Source organism: Pseudomonas sp. FG43 (genome assembly GCF_057809175.1).
The window spans coordinates 15,445-38,909 of record NZ_JBMDJL010000012.1; the positions used below are offsets into that span (position 1 = coordinate 15,445).

Genomic DNA, 23,465 nt, shown 5'->3' on the forward strand with positions numbered 1-23,465 from the left:
TGAATATAAGCCAGGCCCGGCACAAGCATGCTCCGGGCCTGACGAAACGGCGTTACAGACGCTGTAGGCTCAATGCACCGGCAGGTCCTGCGGCACCTGGCTGCCCTACTTGCCCGGGTTTCCCCGGCTTGCCGCCATCGGCCCGATAGACGATACAGCCTTTGGATTCGCCACCCTTGCCCGGTTTGCCGCCCTCGCCACCCGGCCCAGGGGCACCGCCCTCGACGTTGACCTTGATACGCTCGGCAGCAAAACTCTGTGGCAGCTCCAGACGAACCTGAGCACCTGCCGCACCGTCATGGCCGTTACCGCCATTGTCACCGTCATAACCGCGACCCGCCTGCCCCCAGGTGCAACCCGGCGCCTGACCATTGCCACCATCAAGCCCTGCATAACCTCGCGCACCGGCACCGCCACGGGCATCGATCGACAGTTGCTCGGCGTTCAGGCTCTGCAAGCGCAGGATCAGATTGCGTCCCGGCAAGGCCGCTTTTTCAAAGGTCCCCGGTGCGCCACGCGCCATGATCTGGCTGCCAGAGGCCAATTCGCCATGACTGACGACGAGGCTGAAAGTCTGCGAGCCCGGCACGATGGCGATACGTGCCTCATGCCCCAGCACCAGCTCACCGACCTTGACCTCGGTAATATTTGCCGGGATCAGCAAGGTGCCGTAATCCGCCACCTCCAGACGCTCGACCTGCAGAACGCTGCTGTTACCCGGCAGACGCATCAGGGAGTGCGCATCGACATTGATCGTCTGCGCCAAGGCCAGCGGGCTGAACAGGGCTGCCAACAGAAAAAGGTTACGCATGAGTGGACTCCGCTGGACGACGACCTATGGCCTGGACATGGAAGATACCGAAAATGAGGATTTTCCCCCGATCACGCCACGGATGCCGGCGACCGCGCAGGCTGCCGTTGAACAGGATCAACTCAAGCAAATGAGTCAACAGCACCAGGCTGCCTGCCATATCGATCATGATGCCGAACGGACTGGGAGCCTCGATGACCGAATTGACCATCACCACCAGCCAGAACCCCAGCGTCAATACCTTGCCCAGCCCCCAAAACAGCTTCATCGCCTGCCCCCCATGGTCATGATGCGTTTACGAAAGCGAATTCTTCGCACGCTTTTTCGTTGCCGCACAGTAGACGTCCTGTACACCAAATATGCCAGCGGTGGAGTGAAAAAAGACCGGACTGACGGCGGCATCGAGGCTGGGGCTTTCGGTTTTCAGGCCTGGCTACTGGCCTTGCCCTCAATGACAGGCTGAACCACCGGTGCCGGGCGCTTGTACCACCAGACGCCCAGCAGCACGGCGGCGACGCCTACCCATTGCAGCGCGGCCAGCTTCTCGTCGAAAAAGAAGAAGCCGATCAGAATCGCGACCACCGGACGAGCCAGCGCCGAGACAGAGGCCAGCACCACGTCGACATGACGCAGCGCATAGGCCATCAACCCATGCCCCAGCAGTTGGCTGATCAACGCCAACAGAGCAATCACCAGCCAGCCATAAAGGGTGTCCGGCAAAATCTGCTGACTGGTGACAAGGGCCACCGGTAACAGCAGCAAGGCACAGGTGAAGCTGTTCCAGATGATTATCTTGCGGGACGAGAAGCAGTCACGCAGCGACTTGATCAGGATCAGATAGATCGCATAGAACAGCGCCGAGTTGAGCGCCAGCAGATCGCCAGTCACGCTCTGGCTGGAGAATGTCAGGCTCGCGCTGCCATCAAACACCAGCAGGCAGGCTCCCGCGATACTCAGGGCCAGCGCCAATACCTGAGAGATGCCGATTTTTTCCTTGAGAAACAGAAAGGACAAAATCGCCACGAAGACCGGCGACAGGTTCATCAGGATCGAGGTGTTGGCCATGCTGGTCAGCTTCACCGCCCAGTGGTTGGACAGCAGATCGATGCACGACACCACACCCGACAGCAGCAACAGGGCCAACATGACACTGCGGCTGCGACCTGGAGTGATGGTTTCCACATCCTTGTTCTTGCCCGGCGGCAAGGCGGTAAACGCATAGGCCATGCCGCCAGCGATGAACATGCGCAGCATCAGCGTTGAAGTGGCATCCACCTCGCTGAGCTTGACGAACGCAATCGCCGACGCCACACCAATGGTGCTGATGATCAGTGCCAGAACGGGCAGAACAGACTTATTACCCACCGTCATGACGGGTCCTCGAAGTTATATAAGAAGTTATATGAGTTGGGTGGCGCAATGAATGCCGCCAAATTGCTTCTGGTGTTCGGCGAAAGAGACCCGATGAATGTCATAGCCACGCGCCGACAGCCGATCCAGCAAGCCCGTGGGTGCGTTGTGATCGATCCAGACATGCTTGCCCAGTGAGAACGCATTGGCGCACCAGGCTGACATCATCGATTCGTCCAGCAACACCGGTTCAAGATCCACAGCCTCTGCGGCCTGGCGCAACGTCAGGTGTTCTTGCGAGAGCTGCCAGCCCGAAGGTGTACGGTGATAGAGGCTCACCCGTGAGCGGTCGATGGCGTCGGCTCGTTTCGCATCGATCAGCAAGTCGCCGCGCAGCAGGGATACATAGTGGTCGAGGTGGAACTGTTCAGGGTTGTGCCACCCATCCTCGACGGCCAGCACGACATCGCTCTTGAGCAGGCTGGCCCCCAGCAAGAAGTGCAGCGTCTCGACCTGGGTCCGAAAGCCGGTGTTGATGATCGATACGCGCTCGTTTTCCTGATAGTCACCGCCTTCAAGCACATGGTCGAGTTCCACAAGGGGATAGCCATGGGCGGCGACTACCTTTTTCACCACTTCAACTTCCCGCGCCCGGTCCTGGCGTTTCAAGCGGCCGAAAACCGGCTGGCCGCCCACGTTCATGAAATGGTCTCGCGGGAACAGCAGCCCGTACAACGGATGAATTTCATACGTTTCATAAGTGGCGTCAGGGCTGATGCGGCCCAGTTCATCATCGTAATACAGCCGGAGTTTCGGCTGGTTGATGATGATTTCCGCCAGTTCCCGGCGACTGCTGCGCGTCAGTTGTTCGTGGGCAAGACGCTGGCGCTCCTGTGGAATATCGTCGGCAAAGCGCAGCGCATTCCCGGCCAGTTGCCGCATATCTTCCAGCGGGACGTGCGGCCCGTCTTCATTGAACAGCGCGTCGGACAGAAAAGCCGTCGGGATACCTGCGGCATTGAACGATGCGGCCAGGGCCAGCACATCGGCATCGGCCTGACGCAGCGAGTAAGGCTGCTGCGCCTCCATGAATACCGACATGGCCACAGGCTGTACGATGGAGGGAAGTTGCACAAGCACTTTCATCAGCTCGCCTCCCGCACTGAGTCGGCACGAATGGAGGTCTGCAGGACGTCCATGCAATACAGGATGGCGTCTTCCACCTCAGCCTGGGTTTCGCCCACAAAATGCAGCCGTGCGGGGATTTCTTCGTAGCTGAACTCGCTGGATTCGCCTTGCCGCTGAACGCTGCTATAGGCCAGCAGCGGGTGGGACAATTGCATCTTCGGGTCGAAGGCAAAGCCAGTGGTGAAGGGGTTGGGCATCATCAGAAAACCGGTGATCCGGGTTTTGACAGGCGGGACATGGTCCTTGAGCGCAGCACGGGTCCACAGCTCATACAGATCGATTCCCTCGCTGCGCATGGCGACAAACGGAATCTCGCCACCGCCGACCCGACCGCCGATTTCCAGAAAAACCAGTTCGCCGCGCCGCTCGATAAGCTCCAGATGAATGGCCTGATCCTTGAGGTTCAGCCGAACACAGACTTCTCTGGTAAAAGCCTGCACCGCCTCGATGAACCGAGAATTATCGACAGCCACCGAGCCAAGCGGCTGGCCATTGCGAAAATCCAGGCAGGTGTTCAGGTATTTCGACACCTTGAAATACGGAGTGCTGTCGCCCGCCAGTATGGCGTCGACGTGATAGATATCGCCTTCTATGTACTCTTCCACTTCATAGCCGGTGAAATCCAGCAGGTCGGGGATATCGCTCAGACGGTCAATCTTCACGACACCGTCCGAAGCCGCGCCAACCTGAGGTTTCAGGATCACCGGGTAGCCGTGCGCATGGCAGAACTCTTCCACGTCCAGACGCGACAACACGTTTCGGTACTGCGGGTAGCGGACGGTCGAGCCCTGTAGTGCTTCTTTCATACTGGCCTTGTTACGGCACAGCAGGTTGTCGGCGATTTTCGCACCGCTGATATTCAGCTCGGTGCGGACCAGTGCAGCGGCATCCAGATCGTATTCCGAGAAGGCGATGACAAAGTCGATGGGGTGCTGACGATGAATGGCCTGCGCTTCCTGCAGTATCAGGCCTGCATCCAGTACGCCAAGCTCCACCACTTTGAAGCTGAGCTGCTGATCAATCAGCCCTGCACGCCCCGCCAGGGAAATATAGGAAACGTCGACCTGAGTGTGATCGATATATTTGCGGTAATCGGAAAGTTCGTCGTCGTAGCGGTTAATGATCAGAACGTGCTTCATACGATTGCAACCTCGTTGTGTACCCGCCCGACCAGGCTTCTGACTGCGGCCTCATCAACGCCGCCGAACATCACGTAGCCAACCCGTGAGGTCCAGTCCTGATCCGAGCCCAGCGCATCGCCGGTACGAAAGTAAATCTGGTGCGAGAGGTAGTACGGACTGTCGATAAGCTCACCGAGACCGTGCAGGCGGGTAAATTCGCTTTTCTCGCCACGGGGAATGAAGGCGATGGCACTGACACCACTCGCCTGGGGGGCGGCAGGCGTATCGATGCTCAGGTATTCACAGAGCGTTTCAAGGGCCAGATCGATTCCACTGGCCCGTTTGATCAGCTCGACGATACCGTCGCCGGGAAGACGGGCTGCCAGTTCGACCGCTACGGGCTGGCCCTGGGGCGTAACCCGAAGCTCCAGATGGAAAGGGCCGACGTTCAGGCTGATGGCATCCAGCACCGCCAGCGTGTAGTCGTTCAGAGTGGTGCGAAACGCCTCATCGTAGCCCTGGCCGACGATATGGCCGATCTCGATGAAGTAAGGCTCCGAGCCGAGCAGTTTCTCGGTGATGGACGCGATGGTGACGCTGCCATCCCTACGCACCACACCTTCGATACTGTATTCGTTGCCGGGAATGTACTCTTCGACGATCAGGCGTCCGCTGGCGGTAAAGCCAATGTCATTGGGCAACGACTGACGAAAGGCGCTGACGGCCTCGACCAGCTCTTCATGGTTATAAAGCTTGCGAACGCCGATACTCCCGGCCATATCGACCGGCTTGACCACCGCCGGGAAGCTGAAGCCTGCGGGCACGACCACCGGCTCGTCGGTGCTGAGCAGAAAAAATCCGATATCGCTGAGCCCCGTCTCGGTCAGACGACTGCGGAAGTTGAACTTGTTGCGCACCCGTTGCACGGCGTTGTCGCCAAGATGCGTTTTACCTTGCGCAGCGCCCAGGCTTGCAGCCATCGGGACGGCATACTCCACGCCGGGAAGAATGGCACTGACGGTTCCCAACTCATTGAGCGCCGCCATCTGTGCGTCGAAATCAGCGGTGTCGATCTTGATGACCTGACGCGCCTTGGCACGCAGTTGCGGGTCAAGCTCCTGCTCGCCCCCGTCGACGGAAAAGACATATAAATCAACGCCCAGTTGCTGCGCTGCATTGAGATAGTTTATGCCGGATGAAACAGGATCGATGACAACTACGGACATTGTTCAGTCTCCGACTATCCAAAACTTTCGAGTTCACATAAAGGAAGGTTTTTCAGCTTGTCGATTACCAGATCCGACCCCACACCTACCGTAAGTGCATCCACTACCAAGTGTTCGCCAATATCGAAATCCGCACAGGTCCAGTCACGATAAGGAATGTTGACGACATTGACCTTGCATTCAACGGAACTGCGAAATCGTTCAATACAGCCCGAGTGGTAGGTGGAAAGAGTGGTACGGTTGACGGCATACACCTCAACTTCACCGATATTGTGTTTTACCACCAACTCCTGCGCACGACTCAATGCCGCCCCCATTCCGCTGCCGCCACTGACTATATTCAGACGGTTCATGGCGCTTTCATAGTGAGGCAATGAAGGACTCACGATGTAATACTCCAGTCGGTCGTCAACGGACAACGTTGCAAACAGACTTGAGAACAGCCCACCGGGGCGTAACTTCACATGAAACGTGATGCTGTCGTACGCTTTTTTGCCCAACGTGACCACGGAGTAACTGCGCACCGCTGAAAGCTCGGGATGCTTCAACGTCACGACAGATTTGGCGTTATAAAAAACCCGCTTGACCTCCAGGACGACTTCCATGACCTGTTCGGACAAATACGTTTTACTTTTGAGCCTGGCGGCATGAAAGCTGCTGATAGCGGGGACAATATCAATATCCGTTTCTGCCCTGCTTATACAGGGCAGAAACTCGCTTTGTACTGTAACTTCCACACCGTCTTCCAGAACGCGGCCTGACACCAATCGGCATCGACACACTCTGCACACACCTTTAAGGCAGCCTTTTACGAGCGCTCCGGAGGGGATTGCATCAATAAGAGGCTGCCTGCTGTCGGCGGTGTAGGTCTGCTCTCCAACGCGGACACTATAAGTTGCCATTACACCGGCCTTCAGTGATGTGTATTAAAGCGTTGAAGCACGCAGGGCCTGGAAGTATTCGCCCACCATCGGGATGAAAGCCTTGATATGGACAACGGCTTTGTCCAGGTCCTTTTCATCCTTGATGACCGAGGCCAGCATGTTGTTCATCATGCCGCTGTGGTCTTCCGCTTCGTCGAACGCGACATGGGAGGCCGCGCCGCTCACCGCAGGCTGGCCCATGCTGGCGCTGGCTTTCTGGGTGATGAACGAGCTGTATTTATCGCCGTAGTACTCCAGGAACCAGTCCCAGGTGATCGCAGGCAGCGGGCCGAACTTGCTGACGCACAGATTCAGGTAGCCCATCAGTTTCCAGGTTTCCGGGAAGGCAAACTCTGCCTGAACGTCGGACTTGGAATAACCGTAAGTGATGAGATCCTGCCCAAACATTTCGTCATGGCCAAACTCATCATACAGATAGTAAGAGAGTTGCTTGGCGGCGGAGATATTATCGATGGCCGCCACCTGAACGGCACGTGCGTCCAGTTCATTGTTCATGTGAATGCGGATTACGCATTCCAGGATGTGGCGCTTGTAGTAATGCTCATTGAACCAGTCTCCTTGGTGGAACTCGCCCATGATGTTGTCTTTCTTGAATTCTGCATCCAGGCAGGCATCAACGGTGGACTCAAGCGTTTTCAATATCACATCAGTGGAAATCATCGGTTATACCTCTCCATTATGGTCATCTGAAATCAATGACTATTTTATTTCAGCGAGACGCTGATCCCTGTCACGTACTGCTACAGCAAAAGAAATAACTCATTTCAAGAACGACCGGCAAAAACAGCATATGCCTCATCTGACAAAAGATCAGACAGAGTTGATACTACAAAGCCATCATTCAATAAGCCCTTTTCGGGGCAGCGGCAGTATTAGCGCTGTATATTTCAATTTCAAGACCTGAATCGAATTAACTTTTACGCTATAGCGTCGATATGCTTATACCGAGCGTACGGCAAGCCCTTCAATGGCTCGCCCTCACATGTATATATTCTTCGGGCAGCAAGCATCTACAAAGACATCGCTGAAGCAGCGGTCTTGCAAATGAATTAAAAGATGCAGTTTCCGACGCACTGACCCATGGCTATATCACCAAAAGATATGCGTACAGAACAACGCTCAAGGGGAAGCGGAATATTGCCAACATCGCCACACGCAAGGTTCAGGTCGATGTTTTCCGTTTTTAGCTTCCATGCACAACATTCCATTGGATCCAATTTTGCTCAACATCCTAATGCGCTCGATAAACGTCTGCAAGCAACTTTATGTTCTATGCAACAGACAAAGTGTTTGGTTGCCCGATCGGCGCATTGAATAAAAGCGAGGGGCGTCGCCGCTTTCCAGAGTCCGCCCGGCAGGCTAGTCTTACAGGTCAACCAGAGGACTTTCGATGACCGTCGGCTATTCCACCCGCACCCCGCAACAAGCACTGGCCGCCCTGCTCGACCGTTATGCTCCCGAGCGCCTCCTGCTGGTCGGAGCACAGGAATTTCCTGCACTGCACGCTTTCCGGGAAGCACACCCACAGACCGAGGTAGCACTCGCGGCTCCCGGCAACCTGCCAGCGGAACTGGCTGCACAGCGCTTTGACCTGGCGCTGGTGGTCGATTGCCTGGAGCACATCCCCAAGCGCACCGGCCTGGAACTGCTGGGCGGTATCCGCAATCTCAATGCCAGTCGCATCGCAGTACTGGCAGACCTGCAGGCCTGTGGCTGGCAGGAAACCGATTTCTTTTCACTGGCCCTGCAAGCGAGCGAACGCTTTGAGCGCGACGAGCAGATCCTGACACTGTTCACCTACGACTTGCGCGAATACAAGCAAGTACCCGACTGGCTGAACTCGAAATTCTGGGCGAACCCGGAAAACTTCGGCAAATACTGGTGGTGAGTCATGAGTAGTGCTATTTGCCCCTGCGGTAGCGGGGATCTGTTGTTAGCCTGCTGCGGGCATTTTCATGCGGGACAACCCGCGCCTTGCGCCGAGAAGCTGATGCGTTCGCGCTACAGCGCCTATGTATTGGGATTGATCGATTATCTGGTCGATACCACGCTGCCCGCGCAGAAACAGGGGCTGGACCGCGAATCCATTGCCCAGTGGAGTGCGCAAAGCACCTGGCTGGGCCTTGAGGTAGAAAGCTCGGAGGTTTTCGGTGGCAAGCCCGAACATGCCTTCGTCACGTTCACGGCCCGCTGGCATGACGGCAGTGGTGAGCACAGCCATCGGGAACGCTCTTCATTTGTACAGAATCAGGGCCGCTGGTACTTCATTGATCCCACGGCACCCCTCAAGGCTGGCCGCAACGACGCCTGCCCCTGCGGGAGCGAACAGAAATTCAAGAAGTGTTGTGCGAGTTACATTGGATAAACCTGGAATACTGTTTTCGCGAATGAATTCGCTCCCACACCGGTAGGAGCGAATTCATTTGCGAAGAGGCCATGAAGCCTTTATGGCACGAGCTTCAGGTGTGAAATATCGGGATTGAGCGCTTTCGCGACAGGTTTTGCCTGCCCCATATCACTACCGGCCGGGGCCAGGCTCAAGGCTGAAAGGTCCAGCGCCGGTGTCGACTGTTCGGGCCTGGGGTCCTGCATGTCGCTGCCGACTTCGGCGACAGAAAAATCCGGCGCATCGACATCAACAAAAGCCGCCATGTACACATCCCGAGGCTTGATCTGCAAACGGGCCGTGCCCGGCTCTGCAGGCGGCGGTGCCAGTTCCACTTCTTCGACCGGCAGTTTCATGTCCAGCACTTCGACCAGAGCACCGGCACGCTCCAGGGTCGAACGGTATTTCTCGGCGGCATCGGCATCGAGATTGCTCTTGAGCACCAGGCTTCGCCCCGAAAACAGCAGCGCCAGACGCTGCTCATCGGCCTGAAACAGTTTGCCCAGGTTGGCTTTTACCCGCTCAAGCTGGGCGCCGGGAACCAACTTGCCGCAAAAGACGATTTCATAGAGATTCATGCAAGGGCACTCATACTGCGTATGACGGGAGTATGGCGTAGCGTCGACAGCCCCAACAAGCCAGCCAGTTGCTAAACTCAGCTCTCCAACGGAGCAAAACAATGTCAATCCAGGCGCCAATTACAAGAACGATAAGCCTTGCATTGCTATTACTGGGGCTGACCGGCTGCTCGACATGGAGCAGCATCACGTCCTTCCAGGACCCGGACGTTCATCTGCTGAAAGTCCAGGTCGTCAAGGCCAGGCTGACGCAGCAGGACTTCAATCTGCACTTTCTTGTCGACAACCCCAACGACTCACGTCTGCTGGTGCGTGGCTTTCGCTACAAGCTCATGCTCAACGATGTACTGCTGGCAGACGAAAGGTCCAATGACTGGTTTTTCGTCGCAGCTCACAGCCAGAAAACCTTTGTGGTGCCAGTCAGGACCAACCTATGGCGACACGTGAAATACATCGCCGAACTGATGAAAGACCCTGACGAAGAGGTTCGCTACCGACTCGAAGGCAGGATCAAGACGGGGATCATTTTCCGGCACAGCACCACTATCGAGCGCAGTGAGACGGTAAAACCCCGTGAGCTGCTGCTCAAGAATCGCTAAAGGTATTGCTGTGCGCACATTTGCGAGATAATGCGCGCCGATTTAATTGCGGAGTACCCCCGATGAACCAGCAAGCCCATGTGCATGGCCCTGATTGCAATCACGATCATGACCATGATCATCACGACCACCAGCACGGCCATGTCCACGGCCCGAACTGCGGTCACGCTCACCAGGAGCCGGTGCGCAACGCCCTGAAGGACGTTGGCCGCAACGATCCTTGCCCATGTGGCAGCGACAAGAAATTCAAGAAGTGCCACGGCGCGTGAAGCGCTGAGCATTTTGCCAACGGCCTGCCTTGCAGGCCGTTTTCATTTGTATGGAGAGTTCAAGGGAGAGTAAAACAGTCGGTCTTGATCAATCACATGGAGCCTTCAATGATCGACCTTCATTACTGGACCACTCCCAATGGACACAAGATCACCCTGTTCCTTGAAGAAACGGGCCTGCCTTACAAGATCTTCCCGGTGAACATTGGCAAGGACGAACAGTTCGAGCCCGGCTTCCTGAAAATCGCACCCAACAATCGTATCCCGGCCATTGTCGATCACGAACCAACCGATGGCGGTGAGCCTCTGAGCCTGTTCGAGTCCGGCGCAATCCTGCTGTATCTGGCGGACAAGACCGGCAAATTCATCTCTCAGGATTTCCGTGGCCGTCAGGAAACGCTGCAATGGCTGTTCTGGCAGATGGGCGGCCTTGGGCCGATGGCCGGCCAGAATCACCACTTCAACCGCTTCGCCAAGGAAAAGATTCCTTATGCGATCAAGCGCTACGTGGATGAAACCGCCCGTCTGTACGGCGTGTTGAACAAGCGTCTGGCCGACCGTGACTTCGTGGCAGGCAGCGAGTACAGCATTGCGGACATGGCGATTTACCCGTGGATCGTGCCGCATACCTTTCAACAGCAGAACCTGGACGACTTCCCTCACCTCAAGCGCTGGTTCGAGACCATTGCCGGGCGTGAGGCGACCCAAAGGGCTTATGCGCTGGTCGAGCAGATCAATCCGCCGAAGGCTTGATGATCTTCTTCGCGAATGAATTGGCTCCTGCGAGCTTGCCTGTAGGAGTAATGCCGATCAGTTAAGGTCATAAATCACTTCGTGGGAGGCGCTTGCTGGCAAATTCAGCGTACAGACGCAGAATATCTGCCGGTTTTCAGGCCTTTTCGCCAGCAAGCTGTCTTCCACAAGTTTTGTTTGCACCTTAACTGATCGGCATTAGCCTGTAGGAGAGCGGATTTATCCGCGAACCAACCCACCCCTTTGTAAAATCCTGAAATAAACTCCCCTTCCCGTCTTGCGTGGCGCCTGTCTGCTCTCTAACGTAGCGACCTTTACATATGCCACCCCTGCGGGAGTTTCGCCATGGCCTCGCCAGCCCCTTCATTTTTCCTGAGCCGATTCAGTGCTGCCGCCATTGCGGCAAGTTTCCTGAGCCTTGCGGGCTGCCAGTTGGGCGGTGGTGACAACGAGACATTGCTGCCCAATTCCGGGGTTTTTCCGGTCAAGGGGCTGGCACAGAACGTATCGGTACGCCGCAATAACCTGGGCATGCCGCTGATAGAAAGCAGCACTTACCACGACGCGCTGTTCACGCTCGGCTACATGCATGCTGGCGACCGCATCACCCAGATGGTCGGCATGCGCCTGCTGGCACAGGGACGCCTGGCGGAAATGGCCGGAGCCGATGCTCTGGAAGTCGACCGCCTGATGCGCTCGGCCAACCTCAAGCAGCGCGCCAGCGAGCTTTACAACGCTTCATCGCCACGCCTCAAACGCTTTTTCGAGGTCTATGCCCGCGGCGTCAACGCTTACCTGTTCCGCTATCGCGACAAGCTGCCAGAGGACCTGGCCAGTTCCGGCTATCGCCCGGAATACTGGCAGCCCGAAGACTCGGCGCTGATCTTCAGCCTGCTGAGTTTCAACCTGTCGGTGAACCTGCAGGAAGAACTCTCGGCACTGGTGCTGGCCCAGAAAGTCGGCAGCGACAAGCTGGCCTGGCTGCTGCCGACCTATCCTGACGAAGCACTGCCCTTCTCCGAAGCCGACAAGCTCAAGGGGCTGAGCCTGAACAGCCAGACACAAGAGCTGAACGACCTGACCAAGGTCACGCTGCAACTTTCCGAGCTGAACATGCTCGGTGTAGCCGCTTCCAGTAACTGGGCCATCGCACCGCAACGCAGCCGTAATGGCAAAAGCCTGCTGGCCAGTGAAATGCAACTGCCTGCCGGGATCACCTCGGCCTGGAGTTTCGTGCAGTTGCGTGCGCCGAAATATCAGGCGTCGGGCGCGTCGATTGCCGGGCTGCCTCTGATCCTGAGCGGTTTCAACGGCAAGCTGGCCTGGAGCCTGAGCAACGTCAAAGGCGACAATCAGGATCTGTTCCTGGAAAAGCTCAAGCGCGAAAACAATCGCCTGTTCTACATGGCTGACGGCAAATGGTTGCCCGCCATCGCCCATGAAGAAACCTTCCTGGTCAAAGGCGGCCGTCCGATTCGTGAAACCGTGTACGCCACCCGTCACGGCGCCCTGCTCAACACCAGCGCAAATCCGTTGGGCAACGGCTTTGGCCTGGCACTGCAAACGCCGGACTTCAAGGACGACAAGAGCCTGGATGCTTTCTTCGACCTGTCCCGCGCGCCCAACGTGGAGAAAGCCTTCGACACCAGCCGCGAGATTCGTGCGATTACGCTGAACATGGTGTTCGCGGATGCCTCGAACATCGGCTGGCAAGTGACCGGACGCTACCCGAACCGCCGTGAAGGCCAGGGCCTGCTGCCTTCACCGGGCTGGGACGGCAAGTTCGACTGGGACGGCTTTGCCGACTCGATGCTGCACCCTTACGATCAAGACCCGCGCCAGGGCTGGATCGCTACCGCCAATCAGCGCACGGTGCCCAAAGGCTATGGCATGCAACTGTCCAACTCCTGGGGCTACCCGGAGCGGGCCGAGCGCATTGGCGAACTGGCCAACAGTGGCAAGCAGGACACCCGCAGCACCATTGCCATGCAGTACGACCAGACCACGACGTTTGCCGCCAAGCTCAAGAACATGTTTGAAGCGCCGGGCATGACCAAGCCGCTCAAGCAGGCCATCGACGCGCTGCCCGAGGCCGAGCGCGCCAAGGCTCGGGAAGCCTACACGCGCCTGATGGCATTCGACGGCAAGCTCACCGCTGGCTCCGCCGATGCAGCGATGTATGAGCTGTTCCTGCAGGAAAGCGCCAAACTGACCTTCCTCGATGAGCTGGGTCCGGAAAGCAGTCTGGCCTGGCAAGCCTTGAGCGCCAACGCCAGCTCGTCATACTCGCCACAGGCCGATCATTTGCTGGGCCGTGAAGACAGCCCTTACTGGGATGACATCAAGACCCCACAAAAAGAAGACAAGCCTGCAATCCTGGCCCGCAGTCTGGCGGCCGCCATCACCGCAGGCGACAGCCTGTTGGGCAGTGATCACAAGGCCTGGCAATGGGGCAAGCTGCATCGCGAAAACTGGGCCGCACCGGCTAGCCCGCTGGCCAAGGCATTGGGCGGCAACCACTTCAACCGCAGCCAGAGCGCAGCCGGTGGCGATCACAGCACCATCAATGTCTCGGGCTATGAGTGGGGCAAGAATCTGGAAGCACACACGGCGCCAGCCTTGCGCATGATCGTCGACTTCAGCCAGGTGGAACCAATGATGGGTCTGGTCAGCACCGGCCAGTCGGACAACCCGGCCAGCCCGCACTACGCCAACAGCATCGAACCGTGGCTCAAGGCGCAATACCAGACGATTCCGCTGCAACAGCAGAACTATGAAAGAGGTTATGGCAAACAGCGCCTGACCCTGACGCCCGGAAAGTAGAGATCAGAAAGCACCAAAACAGGGCGAGATTCTAGTCATGCCCTGTTTTGGACACCCCTCTTGAGCAACAATCGCTCCTGCATCCCAGACACTAAACAACGCGCCCAAGTGAGCAGGTTCTGCGTTCGGAAGCAGAAATGCGCATGATGGCAAGCTAGTTCATCATTGCGACAACTGCTTATATTTAAAACGCACGTTCGTCTCTTTGGTTCGGAAATTGCTACTTCTTGCCAGTCTGGCATCCGCCGGTAGCAAGCCTGGCGTGTTCTCTACGCTCAATTTGGTTAAGGACTGAACAATGAAAAAAGCATGGCTGACCCTTTCCGCACTGGCTCTGTGCCTGGCCGCTGGTACCTCCGTGGCCAAGGAATACAAGGAGCTGCGTTTTGGCGTCGATCCTTCTTATGCTCCTTTTGAGTCGAAAGCCGCAGACGGCAGCCTCCAGGGCTTCGATATCGACCTGGGCAATGCAATCTGCAAAGAACTGAACGTGACCTGCAAATGGGTCGAAAGCGATTTCGACGGCATGATTCCAGGCCTGAAAGCCAAGAAATTCGACGGTGTCATCTCGTCGATGACCGTTACTCCAGCCCGCGAGAAAGTCATCGACTTCTCCAACGAACTGTTCTCCGGCCCGACCTCGCTGGTGTTCAAAAAAGGTGCAGGCTTCACCGCTGACCCGGCCAGCCTGAAAGGTAAAACCGTAGGCTACGAGCAAGGCACCATCCAGGAAGCCTATGCCAAGGCCGTTCTGGACAAGGCCGGTGTAAGCACCAAAGCCTACGCCAACCAGGATCAGGTTTATGCGGACCTGACTTCCGGCCGTCTGGATGCTTCCATCCAGGACATGCTGCAAGCCGAACTGGGCTTCCTGAAATCCCCGGCCGGCGCCGGTTATGAAGTCAGCGAGCCAGTCGACAGCCCGCTGCTGCCCGCCAAGACTGCGATCGGTATCGCAAAAGGTAACAAAGAGCTCAAGGCTCTCCTGGATAAAGGTATCAAAGCGTTACACGATGACGGCACCTACGCCGAAATCCAGAAGAAACACTTTGGCGACCTGAATCTGTATAGCGGTAAATAACACCCCCAACGCCCATCGATTCGGCGATCATTCGCCGCCGCTCTCGATGGGCGTTTCTGTTTGTTGCCCGCTCAAGGCTTTATCCATGCTCGATGCATTAATGCAAAACCTGGGACTCTCGGCATTCAGCTTGAAAGGCTTCGGCCCGCTGCTGCTTCAGGGCACCTGGATGACCATCAAATTATCGGTACTGTCGCTGCTGCTGAGCATCGTGCTCGGCCTGATCGGCGCCAGTGCCAAGCTGTCCAGCTCGGCGCTGCTGCGCGTGCCGGCACAGATCTACACCACCCTGATCCGTGGCGTTCCGGATCTGGTGCTGATGCTGCTGATTTTCTACAGCCTGCAAACCTGGCTCACCAGCCTCACTGACGCCATGGAATGGGAATACATCGAAATCAATCCTTTCGGCGCCGGGGTCATCACCCTCGGTTTCATCTATGGCGCCTATTTCACGGAAACCTTCCGCGGCGCCATTCTGTCGGTGCCACGCGGTCAGGTTGAAGCAGCCATCGCCTACGGTCTGAAACGCGGCCAGCGCTTTCGCTATGTCGTGTTCCCGCAGATGATGCGTTACGCATTGCCGGGCATCGGCAATAACTGGCAAGTGCTGCTCAAGGCCACCGCACTGGTGTCGATCATCGGTCTGGCCGATCTGGTCAAGGCGTCTCAGGATGCCGGTAAAAGCACCTATCAACTGTTCTATTTTCTGGTCCTGGCGGCATTGATCTATCTGGTCATCACCAGTGCATCGAACTTTGCATTGCGCTGGGCCGAACGGCATTACGCCGCAGGCAGCCGGGAGGCCAAGCGATGATCGAGCTGCTTCAGGAATACTGGAAAGCCTTCCTTTATACAGACGGCGTCAACGTTACCGGTCTGGCGATGACCATGTGGTTGCTCAGCGCTTCCATTGCCATCGGTTTCTGCCTGTCCATTCCGCTGTCCATTGCCCGTGTCTCGGAAAAGCGCTGGGTACGCTGGCCGGTGCAGTTCTACACCTATCTGTTTCGCGGCACGCCTCTCTATATCCAGTTGCTGATCTGCTATACCGGCATCTACAGCATCGCGGCCGTGCGTGAACAGCCTGTTCTGGACGCATTCTTTCGCGATGCGATGAACTGCACCATTCTGGCTTTTACCCTCAATACCTGCGCCTATACCACCGAGATCTTCGCGGGTGCGATACGCAGCATGGCCCACGGTGAAGTCGAAGCCGCCAAGGCCTACGGCCTGACAGGCTGGAAGCTCTATGCCTATGTGATCATGCCCTCGGCGCTACGTCGCTCGCTGCCCTACTACAGCAACGAAGTGATCCTGATGCTGCACTCGACCACGGTAGCCTTCACGGCCACGGTGCCGGACATTCTCAAGGTGGCGCGCGATGCCAACTCGGCAACCTTCATGACGTTCCAGTCTTTCGGGATTGCAGCAGCCATGTACCTGACCGTCACCTTTATCCTGGTCGGACTGTTCCGTCTTGCCGAACGTCGCTGGCTGGCCTTCCTCGGCCCGGCTCACTAGACAGGACACCTGCCCATGCATCATCAGACCCACGACTTGCTGTCGCCGGTGCCCGGCACTGCGCGGCAAGTCCACAGTTTTCATTACGGCCCGCAAGACGGCACCTGCAAGATCTACATCCAGGCGTCGCTGCATGCCGACGAACTGCCAGGCATGCTGGTGGCCTGGTATCTGAAACAGCGCCTTGCAGAACTGGAAAATGCCGGGCGGCTGCGAGGAGAAATCATTGTCGTCCCGGTTGCCAACCCGATTGGCCTGGAACAGATCCTGATGGACACCCCGCTGGGGCGTTACGAGCTGGAAAGCGGGCAAAACTTCAATCGCTGGTTTACCGACCTTGGCGAACAGGTCGGCGATGAAATCGAAAGCCGGCTCAATGACGATGCGCAGCACAACACGACGCTGATCCGCGAAAACCTGCGTCTGGCGCTGGATGCCCAGATCGCCACGACGCAGTTGCAGTCACTGCGACTGACCCTGCAAAAGCTGGCCTGCAATGCCGACATGGTGCTGGACCTGCATTGCGACTTCGAGTCGGTGGAACACCTTTACACCACGCCCGAGGCATGGCCGAAAGTCGAGCCGCTGTCGCGCTATCTGGGTGCGCAGGCAAGCCTGCTGGCCACCGATTCGGGCGGTCAATCGTTCGATGAATGCTTCACGCTGGTCTGGTGGCAATTGCAGCAACGCTTTGGCGAGCGCTTCCCGATCCCGATGGGCAGCTTTTCGGTGACGCTGGAGTTGCGAGGCCAGGGTGACGTCAATCACGCGCTGGGCAGCCGCGACTGCCAGGCGATCATCAACTACCTGATCGACTTTGGCGCCATCGAAGGCGAAGCCCCCGAGCAACCTGAATTGCTCTACCCGGCCACTCCGCTGGCAGCGGTCGAACCAGTCCTTACCCCGACTGGCGGCCTGCTGGTGTTCTGCGCCCAGCCCGGCGAATACATCGAGGCCGGGCAACTGATCGCCGAAATCATCGACCCGATCAGCGACGCAGTCGCCTCCATTCACGCACAAAACGCTGGTCTGCTCTATGCCCGCTCACTACGACGCATGGCAACGGCAGGCATGGTCATCGCTCATGTCGCTGGCACTCAGGCCTATCGCAGCGGCTATCTACTTTCTCCTTGAGGACCTGACATGTACAAACTGACCATCGATGGCCTGCATAAAAGCTATGGCGACAACGAGGTACTCAAAGGCGTATCGCTCAAGGCTCAAAGCGGTGACGTGATCTGCCTGATCGGCGCCAGCGGCTCGGGCAAGAGCACCTTCCTGCGCTGCATCAACTTTCTGGAACAGCCAAACGACGGCGCCATGAGCCTGGATGGCCAGCAGATCCGCATGGTCAGTGACAAGGACGGCATGCGGGTCGCCGACGCCGACGAACTGCAACGCATCCGCACACGACTGGCGATGGTGTTCCAGCATTTCAATCTGTGGGCACACATGACCGTGCTGGAGAACATCACCATGGCTCCGCGCCGGGTGCTGGGCGTGTCAAAGGCCGAAGCTGAACAGCGCGCCCGCAAATATCTGGACAAGGTCGGGCTGCCTGAACGTGTCGCCGATCAATACCCGGCGTTTCTGTCCGGCGGGCAGCAGCAGCGCGTGGCAATAGCCCGTGCTCTGGCGATGGAGCCGGAAATCATGCTGTTCGACGAGCCTACCTCGGCGCTCGACCCGGAACTGGTCGGTGAAGTGCTCAAGGTGATTCAAGGCCTGGCAGAGGAAGGCCGGACCATGATCCTGGTCACCCATGAAATGGGCTTCGCCCGCAAGGTCGCCACTCAGGTGGTGTTTCTGCACAAGGGCCAGATCGAAGAATCAGGTCATCCGGACGAAGTCCTCAACAACCCCAGGAGCGAGCGCTTGCAGCAGTTCCTGAGCGGCAACCTGAAGTAGGCGTCAGGGCACTGAAGCCGCTCCAGAGCAGGGCACTCATGCAACAGGAACAGGCGGAGGCTCGTCCGGCAATGTCGGCTCACCGGGCTCATCCGGTGGTCCGGGCGGAAACGGCGTGTCCGGCCCCGGATCGCCCGGAATGCCACCGCCCACCATATTGAATTGCAAATCAGCCATTAATGACCAGGCAAGAAGCCCTATCTCATTGAGCTGAGGAGGCTTTTCCCGGTCAGAGGGTTTGAAATCTGTCGTCATAGGGCACTCCCGATCATCGGCCTCCCCACACGCTGCGTATGAGGAGGATCATGTCAGGAAATAGAGTGCGCAAACGGGCTTTAATTCAATTGACCGAATGCCGCACCCCAAAAATCATGTACGCGGCAGGGTCACGCCACGCTGGCCCTGATACTTGCCGCCGCGGTCCTTATAGGACACTTCACATTCCTCATCGGACTCCAGGAACAGCATCTGCGCAACGCCTTCGTTGGCGTAGATCTTGGCTGGCAGGGTCGTGGTGTTCGAGAACTCCAGGGTCACGTGACCTTCCCATTCCGGCTCAAGCGGCGTGACGTTGACGATGATGCCGCAACGCGCATAGGTGCTCTTGCCCAGACAGATGGTCAGGACATTGCGCGGGATACGGAAGTATTCGACGGTACGCGCCAGCGCAAAAGAGTTCGGCGGGATGATGCAGACGTCGCTCTTGATATCGACGAAGCTTTTCTCATCGAAGTTTTTCGGATCGACGGTCGCCGAGTTGATGTTGGTGAAAACCTTGAATTCATCTGCACAACGCACGTCGTAACCGTAGCTGGATACTCCGAAGGAAATCAGACGGTCGGCGCCCTCGCCACGCATCTGGCGCTCGACGAAGGGCTCGATCATGCCGTGCTCTTGCGCCATGCGGCGAATCCACTTGTCCGATTTGATGCTCATGGCGATGTCCTGAATAGCGAGGTGAAAAAAGATGTCCGGCATCTTACCGGGCCGAGGCGTCCGGTTCAAAGCCAACAGATCCAGAGTTTACGGGACTCACACCCACATTGAGCGCGAATAGAAATAATCCTCATAAGACCATTGGCACGTCCCTTAAAAAGGGTTAAGGTGTTGCCACTGTGTTGCTTGTGTCACTGAGAATCTCTACACGATGTTGAATTTCGATCCAACCATCTCCATGAATTTTCCAGCTCTTTGCACTCAGTCTCGGCCAGGGCTCTTCCTGAGTCGCAGTTAACTTTGTCCAAGGAGATATATTATGTCCAATCGCCAAACTGGTACCGTTAAGTGGTTCAACGATGAAAAAGGCTTCGGCTTCATCACTCCACAATCCGGTGACGACCTGTTCGTGCACTTCAAAGCTATCCAATCCGACGGCTTCAAAAGCCTGAAAGAAGGCCAACAGGTTTCTTTCATCGCTACCCGCGGTCAGAAAGGCATGCAAGCTGAAGAAGTTCAAGTTATCTAACTTGTACTGATTCGCTTAAAAACCCCGCCCTTAAAAGCGGGGTTTTTTGTGCGCGTGTGGTTTGTGGCTACAAGCTACAAGCTTTTGACTTGAAGCTTGCAGCTCAAAGCTTGCCGCTGCCCCGGCTCAATCGTCGCTGATTGAGATGGTCGGCATCGCCGGGCTTGCAGCTTCCTGCAACACAATCCGGGCGCCCACGTGCCGCGCCAGTTCCTGATACACCATCGCAATCTGGCTTTCCGGCTCGGCAATCGCCGTCGGCTTGCCGCCATCAGCCTGTTCGCGAATCAGCATCGACAATGGCAGCGAAGCCAGCAGCTCGACGTCATATTGCGAAGCCAGCTTCTCACCGCCGCCCTCACCGAACAGATGCTCGGCATGCCCGCAGTTCGAGCAGATATGCACCGCCATGTTTTCCACGACGCCCAATACCGGAATATTGACCTTGCGGAACATCTCGACGCCTTTCTTCGCATCCAGCAAGGCCAGGTCCTGAGGCGTCGTGACGATCACGGAGCCGGCAACCGGAACCTTCTGCGCCAGGGTCAGCTGGATATCTCCAGTGCCCGGCGGCATGTCGATGACCAGATAATCCAGATCATTCCAGGCCGTCTGGGTGACCAGTTGCAGCAACGCGCCGGACACCATCGGCCCGCGCCAGACCATCGGCGTGTTGTCATCGGTCAGAAAAGCCATGGACATGACTTCAACACCATGCGCCTCGATGGGCACGAACCACTTCTGGTCCTTGATCCGCGGCCGCGTGCCTTCGGGAATACCGAACATCACGCCCTGGCTCGGGCCATAGATATCCGCATCGAGGATGCCGACCCGTGCGCCTTCGCGAGACAAGGCCAGCGCCAGGTTGGCAGCCGTCGTGGATTTCCCGACTCCGCCCTTGCCCGAAGCCACGGCAACAATGTTCTTCACATTGGCCAGCCCGGGAACCTGCGCCTGAGCCTTGTGAGGGTTGATGACGGTGCGGATATCGACCTTGGCCGAGGCGACGCCATCCAGGCCTTCGATTGCCGTTTGCAGCACCTGCGCCCAGCCTTTTCGGAACAGATCGGCGGCATAACCCAACTCAAGCTGCACGCTGACTTGTGCATCCTGAATATCGATGGATCGAACACAACCGGCGCTGACCGGATCCAGGTTCATGTAAGGGTCGGTGTACTGGCGAAGAATCGTCTCCACCGCTGCGCGATTGACTGCGCTCATGGGCTTACTCCGAAAAGAGACTGACTAAAACAGGCGGCTATCCTACATATAGAAAGTCTGTACAAGGTGAAATATATTTCCCGGACCTTTATAGTGGCCGACCTCCGTTCCAGTTCAAGTAGCCGAGCCCCATGTCCGAGCCACGCAAGATTCTCGTTACCAGCGCCCTGCCCTATGCCAATGGTTCCATTCACCTTGGCCACATGCTCGAATACATCCAGACCGACATGTGGGTGCGTTTCCAGAAGCATCGCGGCAACCAGTGCACTTATGTCTGCGCAGACGATGCCCATGGCTCGGCAATCATGCTGCGCGCAGAAAAGGAAGGCATCACCCCGGAACAGCTGATCGACAACGTCAAGGCCGAACACAGCGCCGACTTTGCCGACTTCCTGGTGGACTTCGACAACTTCCACTCGACGCACGCCGAAGAAAACCGCGAGCTGTCGAGCATGATCTACACCCGGCTGCGCGATGCCGGGCATATTGCCACGCGCTCGATCACGCAATATTTCGACCCGGAAAAGAAGATGTTCCTGGCCGACCGCTTTATCAAGGGCACCTGTCCGAAATGCGGTACCGAGGATCAGTACGGCGACAACTGCGAAAAATGCGGCGCGACCTACGCACCGACTGACCTGAAAGACCCGAAATCGGCGATTTCCGGCGCAACGCCCGTACTGAAGGATTCCAAACACTTCTTCTTCGACCTGCCCGCCTTCGAGGACATGCTCAAGAGCTGGACCCGCAGCGGTACCCTGCAGGACGCTGTCGCCAACAAGATCGCCGAATGGCTCGATAGCGGCCTTCAACAGTGGGATATCTCCCGCGATGCGCCGTATTTCGGCTTCGAGATCCCTGACGAGCCGGGCAAATACTTCTATGTCTGGTTGGATGCGCCTATCGGCTACATCGCCAGCTTCAAGAACCTGTGCGCACGTCGCCCGGACCTGGACTTCGATGCCTTCTGGGCCAAGGACTCCACCACCGAGCTGTACCACTTCATCGGCAAGGACATCGTCAACTTCCACGCCCTGTTCTGGCCTGCAATGCTCGAAGGCGCAGGCCTGCGCAAGCCAACCGGGATCAACGTCCACGGCTACCTGACCGTGAACGGGCAGAAAATGTCGAAATCGCGTGGCACCTTCATCAAGGCGCGCACCTATCTGGAACACCTCTCACCCGAGTACCTGCGTTACTACTACGCGGCGAAGCTGGGCCGGGGCGTTGACGACCTGGACCTGAACCTTGAAGACTTCGTGCAAAAGGTCAACTCCGACCTGATCGGCAAGGTGGTCAATATCGCCAGCCGTTGTGCAGGTTTCATCCACAAAGGCAACGCAGGCGTTCTGGTCGAGGGCAATGCCGCGCCGGAACTGACCGACGCTTTCCTGGCTGCCGCACCTGGCATCGCCGAAGCCTACGAAGCCCGTGACTTCGCTCGCGCCATGCGTGAAACCATGGCCCTGGCCGACCGCGCCAACGCCTACATCGCCGACAAGGCTCCCTGGTCACTGGCCAAGCAGGAAGGCAAGCAGGATGAAGTCCAGGCCGTATGTGCTCTGGGCATCAACCTGTTCCGCCAACTGGTGATCTTCCTCAAGCCGGTCCTGCCAGCACTGGCCGCCGACGCCGAGAAATTCCTCAATGTCGCGCCGCTGACCTGGGACGATCACAAGACACTGCTGGGCAATCACCAGCTCAATACGTTCTCGGCGCTGATGACCCGCATCGATCCGGCCAAGGTGGAAGCCATGACCGCCGCTTCCAAGGAAGATCTGGCTGCCAGCTCCACCGATGCAGCCCCAACAGGCAACGGCGAGCTGACCAAGGACCCGCTGTCGGCGGAAATCGACTTCGACACCTTTGCCGCTGTCGACCTGCGCGTTGCGCTGATCGTCAAAGCCGAGCATGTGGAGGGTGCAGACAAGCTGCTGCGCCTGACTCTGGATATCGGTGACGAGCAGCGCAACGTGTTCTCCGGGATCAAGAGCGCTTACCCGGAGCCGAGCAAGCTGGAAGGTCGCCTGACCATGATGATCGCCAACCTCAAGCCACGGAAAATGCGTTTTGGCATTTCCGAAGGCATGGTGATGGCGGCCGGCCCCGGCGGTGAAGAAATTTACCTGCTGAGCCCGGACAGTGGCGCCAAGCCAGGTCAACGCATCAAGTAATGCACCCCAGGCCCGATAGCTCCGCTATCGGGCCTTTGACTATCACG

25 protein-coding genes are annotated in these 23,465 nt (G+C 57.4%); 13 read left to right on the forward strand and 12 right to left on the reverse strand.

Annotation, left to right across the window (positions count from 1 at the left end):
• Positions 1-52 precede the first annotated feature (52 nt).
• From ACODS3_RS15370 to ACODS3_RS15405, 8 genes are all read right to left on the reverse strand, one after another.
• The gene (locus ACODS3_RS15370) at positions 53-811 is read right to left on the reverse strand and encodes a collagen-like protein (RefSeq protein ID WP_201017329.1); all 759 of its coding nucleotides are present in this window, start codon (positions 809-811) and stop codon (positions 53-55) included.
• Positions 804-1,079: a DUF1145 domain-containing protein gene (locus ACODS3_RS15375; protein ID WP_201017330.1), complete on the reverse strand. Its 276-nt coding sequence runs from the start codon at positions 1,077-1,079 to the stop codon at positions 804-806. Before ACODS3_RS15375 ends, ACODS3_RS15370 begins: the two co-directional genes overlap by 8 nt.
• A gap of 155 nt (positions 1,080-1,234) precedes the next feature.
• Entirely contained in the window at positions 1,235-2,182 is a 948-nt protein-coding gene (locus ACODS3_RS15380) for a DMT family transporter (protein WP_489035082.1), read from the reverse strand.
• Between the two features lie 27 nt (positions 2,183-2,209).
• Positions 2,210-3,307, reverse strand: a complete 1,098-nt coding sequence (locus tag ACODS3_RS15385) for an arginine deiminase family protein (RefSeq protein WP_201017332.1) — start codon at positions 3,305-3,307, stop codon at positions 2,210-2,212.
• The gene (locus ACODS3_RS15390; protein ID WP_201017333.1) at positions 3,307-4,488 is read right to left on the reverse strand and encodes an ATP-grasp domain-containing protein; all 1,182 of its coding nucleotides are present in this window, start codon (positions 4,486-4,488) and stop codon (positions 3,307-3,309) included. Before ACODS3_RS15390 ends, ACODS3_RS15385 begins: the two co-directional genes overlap by 1 nt.
• On the reverse strand, positions 4,485-5,696 hold the full coding sequence (locus ACODS3_RS15395; RefSeq protein ID WP_201017334.1) for an ATP-grasp domain-containing protein: 1,212 nt from the start codon (positions 5,694-5,696) through the stop codon (positions 4,485-4,487). Before ACODS3_RS15395 ends, ACODS3_RS15390 begins: the two co-directional genes overlap by 4 nt.
• Before the next feature lie 14 nt (positions 5,697-5,710).
• Complete coding sequence (locus ACODS3_RS15400; protein ID WP_201017335.1) at positions 5,711-6,598, reverse strand: 2Fe-2S iron-sulfur cluster-binding protein; 888 nt, start codon at positions 6,596-6,598, stop codon at positions 5,711-5,713.
• 24 nt (positions 6,599-6,622) lie between these two features.
• Positions 6,623-7,300, reverse strand: a complete 678-nt coding sequence (locus ACODS3_RS15405; RefSeq protein WP_201017336.1) for a hypothetical protein — start codon at positions 7,298-7,300, stop codon at positions 6,623-6,625.
• Between the two features lie 730 nt (positions 7,301-8,030).
• Between ACODS3_RS15405 and ACODS3_RS15410 the strand changes: the two genes are divergently transcribed.
• Both ACODS3_RS15410 and ACODS3_RS15415 read left to right on the forward strand, forming a co-directional pair.
• Positions 8,031-8,528 carry a DUF6231 family protein gene (locus ACODS3_RS15410; RefSeq protein WP_201017337.1) on the forward strand — a complete coding sequence of 166 codons (498 nt, stop codon included), beginning with the start codon at positions 8,031-8,033 and terminating at the stop codon, positions 8,526-8,528.
• Between the two features lie 3 nt (positions 8,529-8,531).
• On the forward strand, positions 8,532-9,005 hold the full coding sequence (locus ACODS3_RS15415) for a YchJ family protein (RefSeq protein WP_201000085.1): 474 nt from the start codon (positions 8,532-8,534) through the stop codon (positions 9,003-9,005).
• Between the two features lie 80 nt (positions 9,006-9,085).
• On the opposite strand, the gene ACODS3_RS15420 is transcribed toward ACODS3_RS15415, so the two are convergent.
• Positions 9,086-9,604 (reverse strand): hypothetical protein, encoded by a 519-nt coding sequence (locus ACODS3_RS15420; protein ID WP_489035086.1) that lies wholly within the window; start codon positions 9,602-9,604, stop codon positions 9,086-9,088.
• Positions 9,605-9,705: 101 nt separating this feature from the next.
• Between ACODS3_RS15420 and ACODS3_RS15425 the strand changes: the two genes are divergently transcribed.
• The 9 genes from ACODS3_RS15425 (at position 9,706) to ACODS3_RS15465 (ending at position 18,558) form a co-directional block, all read left to right on the forward strand.
• Positions 9,706-10,203, forward strand: a complete 498-nt coding sequence (locus tag ACODS3_RS15425; protein ID WP_201017339.1) for an LEA/WHy family protein — start codon at positions 9,706-9,708, stop codon at positions 10,201-10,203.
• Between the two features lie 62 nt (positions 10,204-10,265).
• Positions 10,266-10,472 carry an SEC-C metal-binding domain-containing protein gene (locus tag ACODS3_RS15430; RefSeq protein ID WP_111757795.1) on the forward strand — a complete coding sequence of 69 codons (207 nt, stop codon included), beginning with the start codon at positions 10,266-10,268 and terminating at the stop codon, positions 10,470-10,472.
• Positions 10,473-10,580: 108 nt separating this feature from the next.
• Positions 10,581-11,225, forward strand: coding sequence for a glutathione binding-like protein (locus tag ACODS3_RS15435; RefSeq protein WP_201017340.1), 645 nt, complete (start codon positions 10,581-10,583; stop codon positions 11,223-11,225).
• Between the two features lie 345 nt (positions 11,226-11,570).
• Positions 11,571-14,048: a penicillin acylase family protein gene (locus ACODS3_RS15440; protein ID WP_489035089.1), complete on the forward strand. Its 2,478-nt coding sequence runs from the start codon at positions 11,571-11,573 to the stop codon at positions 14,046-14,048.
• Positions 14,049-14,346: 298 nt separating this feature from the next.
• Positions 14,347-15,129 carry a transporter substrate-binding domain-containing protein gene (locus ACODS3_RS15445; protein WP_201000090.1) on the forward strand — a complete coding sequence of 261 codons (783 nt, stop codon included), beginning with the start codon at positions 14,347-14,349 and terminating at the stop codon, positions 15,127-15,129.
• 85 nt (positions 15,130-15,214) lie between these two features.
• Positions 15,215-15,943 carry an ABC transporter permease gene (locus tag ACODS3_RS15450; protein WP_201000091.1) on the forward strand — a complete coding sequence of 243 codons (729 nt, stop codon included), beginning with the start codon at positions 15,215-15,217 and terminating at the stop codon, positions 15,941-15,943.
• Positions 15,940-16,650, forward strand: a complete 711-nt coding sequence (locus tag ACODS3_RS15455) for an ABC transporter permease (protein WP_201017342.1) — start codon at positions 15,940-15,942, stop codon at positions 16,648-16,650. Before ACODS3_RS15450 ends, ACODS3_RS15455 begins: the two co-directional genes overlap by 4 nt.
• Before the next feature lie 15 nt (positions 16,651-16,665).
• The gene (locus ACODS3_RS15460) at positions 16,666-17,784 is read left to right on the forward strand and encodes a succinylglutamate desuccinylase/aspartoacylase family protein (RefSeq protein ID WP_201017343.1); all 1,119 of its coding nucleotides are present in this window, start codon (positions 16,666-16,668) and stop codon (positions 17,782-17,784) included.
• 9 nt (positions 17,785-17,793) lie between these two features.
• Positions 17,794-18,558, forward strand: a complete 765-nt coding sequence (locus tag ACODS3_RS15465; RefSeq protein WP_489035092.1) for an ABC transporter ATP-binding protein — start codon at positions 17,794-17,796, stop codon at positions 18,556-18,558.
• A 36-nt stretch (positions 18,559-18,594) separates the two neighbouring features.
• On the opposite strand, the gene ACODS3_RS15470 is transcribed toward ACODS3_RS15465, so the two are convergent.
• Positions 18,595-18,813, reverse strand: a complete 219-nt coding sequence (locus tag ACODS3_RS15470) for a hypothetical protein (RefSeq protein WP_201000095.1) — start codon at positions 18,811-18,813, stop codon at positions 18,595-18,597.
• A 114-nt stretch (positions 18,814-18,927) separates the two neighbouring features.
• A complete protein-coding gene (dcd, locus tag ACODS3_RS15475) occupies positions 18,928-19,494 on the reverse strand; it encodes a dCTP deaminase (RefSeq protein ID WP_017126297.1) in 567 nt (188 codons plus the stop codon).
• Positions 19,495-19,813: 319 nt separating this feature from the next.
• On the opposite strand from dcd, the gene ACODS3_RS15480 reads away from it, so the two are divergent.
• Positions 19,814-20,023: a cold-shock protein gene (locus ACODS3_RS15480; protein ID WP_002554837.1), complete on the forward strand. Its 210-nt coding sequence runs from the start codon at positions 19,814-19,816 to the stop codon at positions 20,021-20,023.
• Between the two features lie 126 nt (positions 20,024-20,149).
• Here the strand turns inward: ACODS3_RS15480 and apbC are convergent, their stop codons facing one another.
• Positions 20,150-21,244 carry an iron-sulfur cluster carrier protein ApbC gene (gene apbC, locus ACODS3_RS15485; protein WP_201000096.1) on the reverse strand — a complete coding sequence of 365 codons (1,095 nt, stop codon included), beginning with the start codon at positions 21,242-21,244 and terminating at the stop codon, positions 20,150-20,152.
• Between the two features lie 131 nt (positions 21,245-21,375).
• On the opposite strand from apbC, the gene metG reads away from it, so the two are divergent.
• Complete coding sequence (gene metG, locus ACODS3_RS15490) at positions 21,376-23,418, forward strand: methionine--tRNA ligase (protein ID WP_489035115.1); 2,043 nt, start codon at positions 21,376-21,378, stop codon at positions 23,416-23,418.
• Positions 23,419-23,465: the final 47 nt, after the last annotated feature.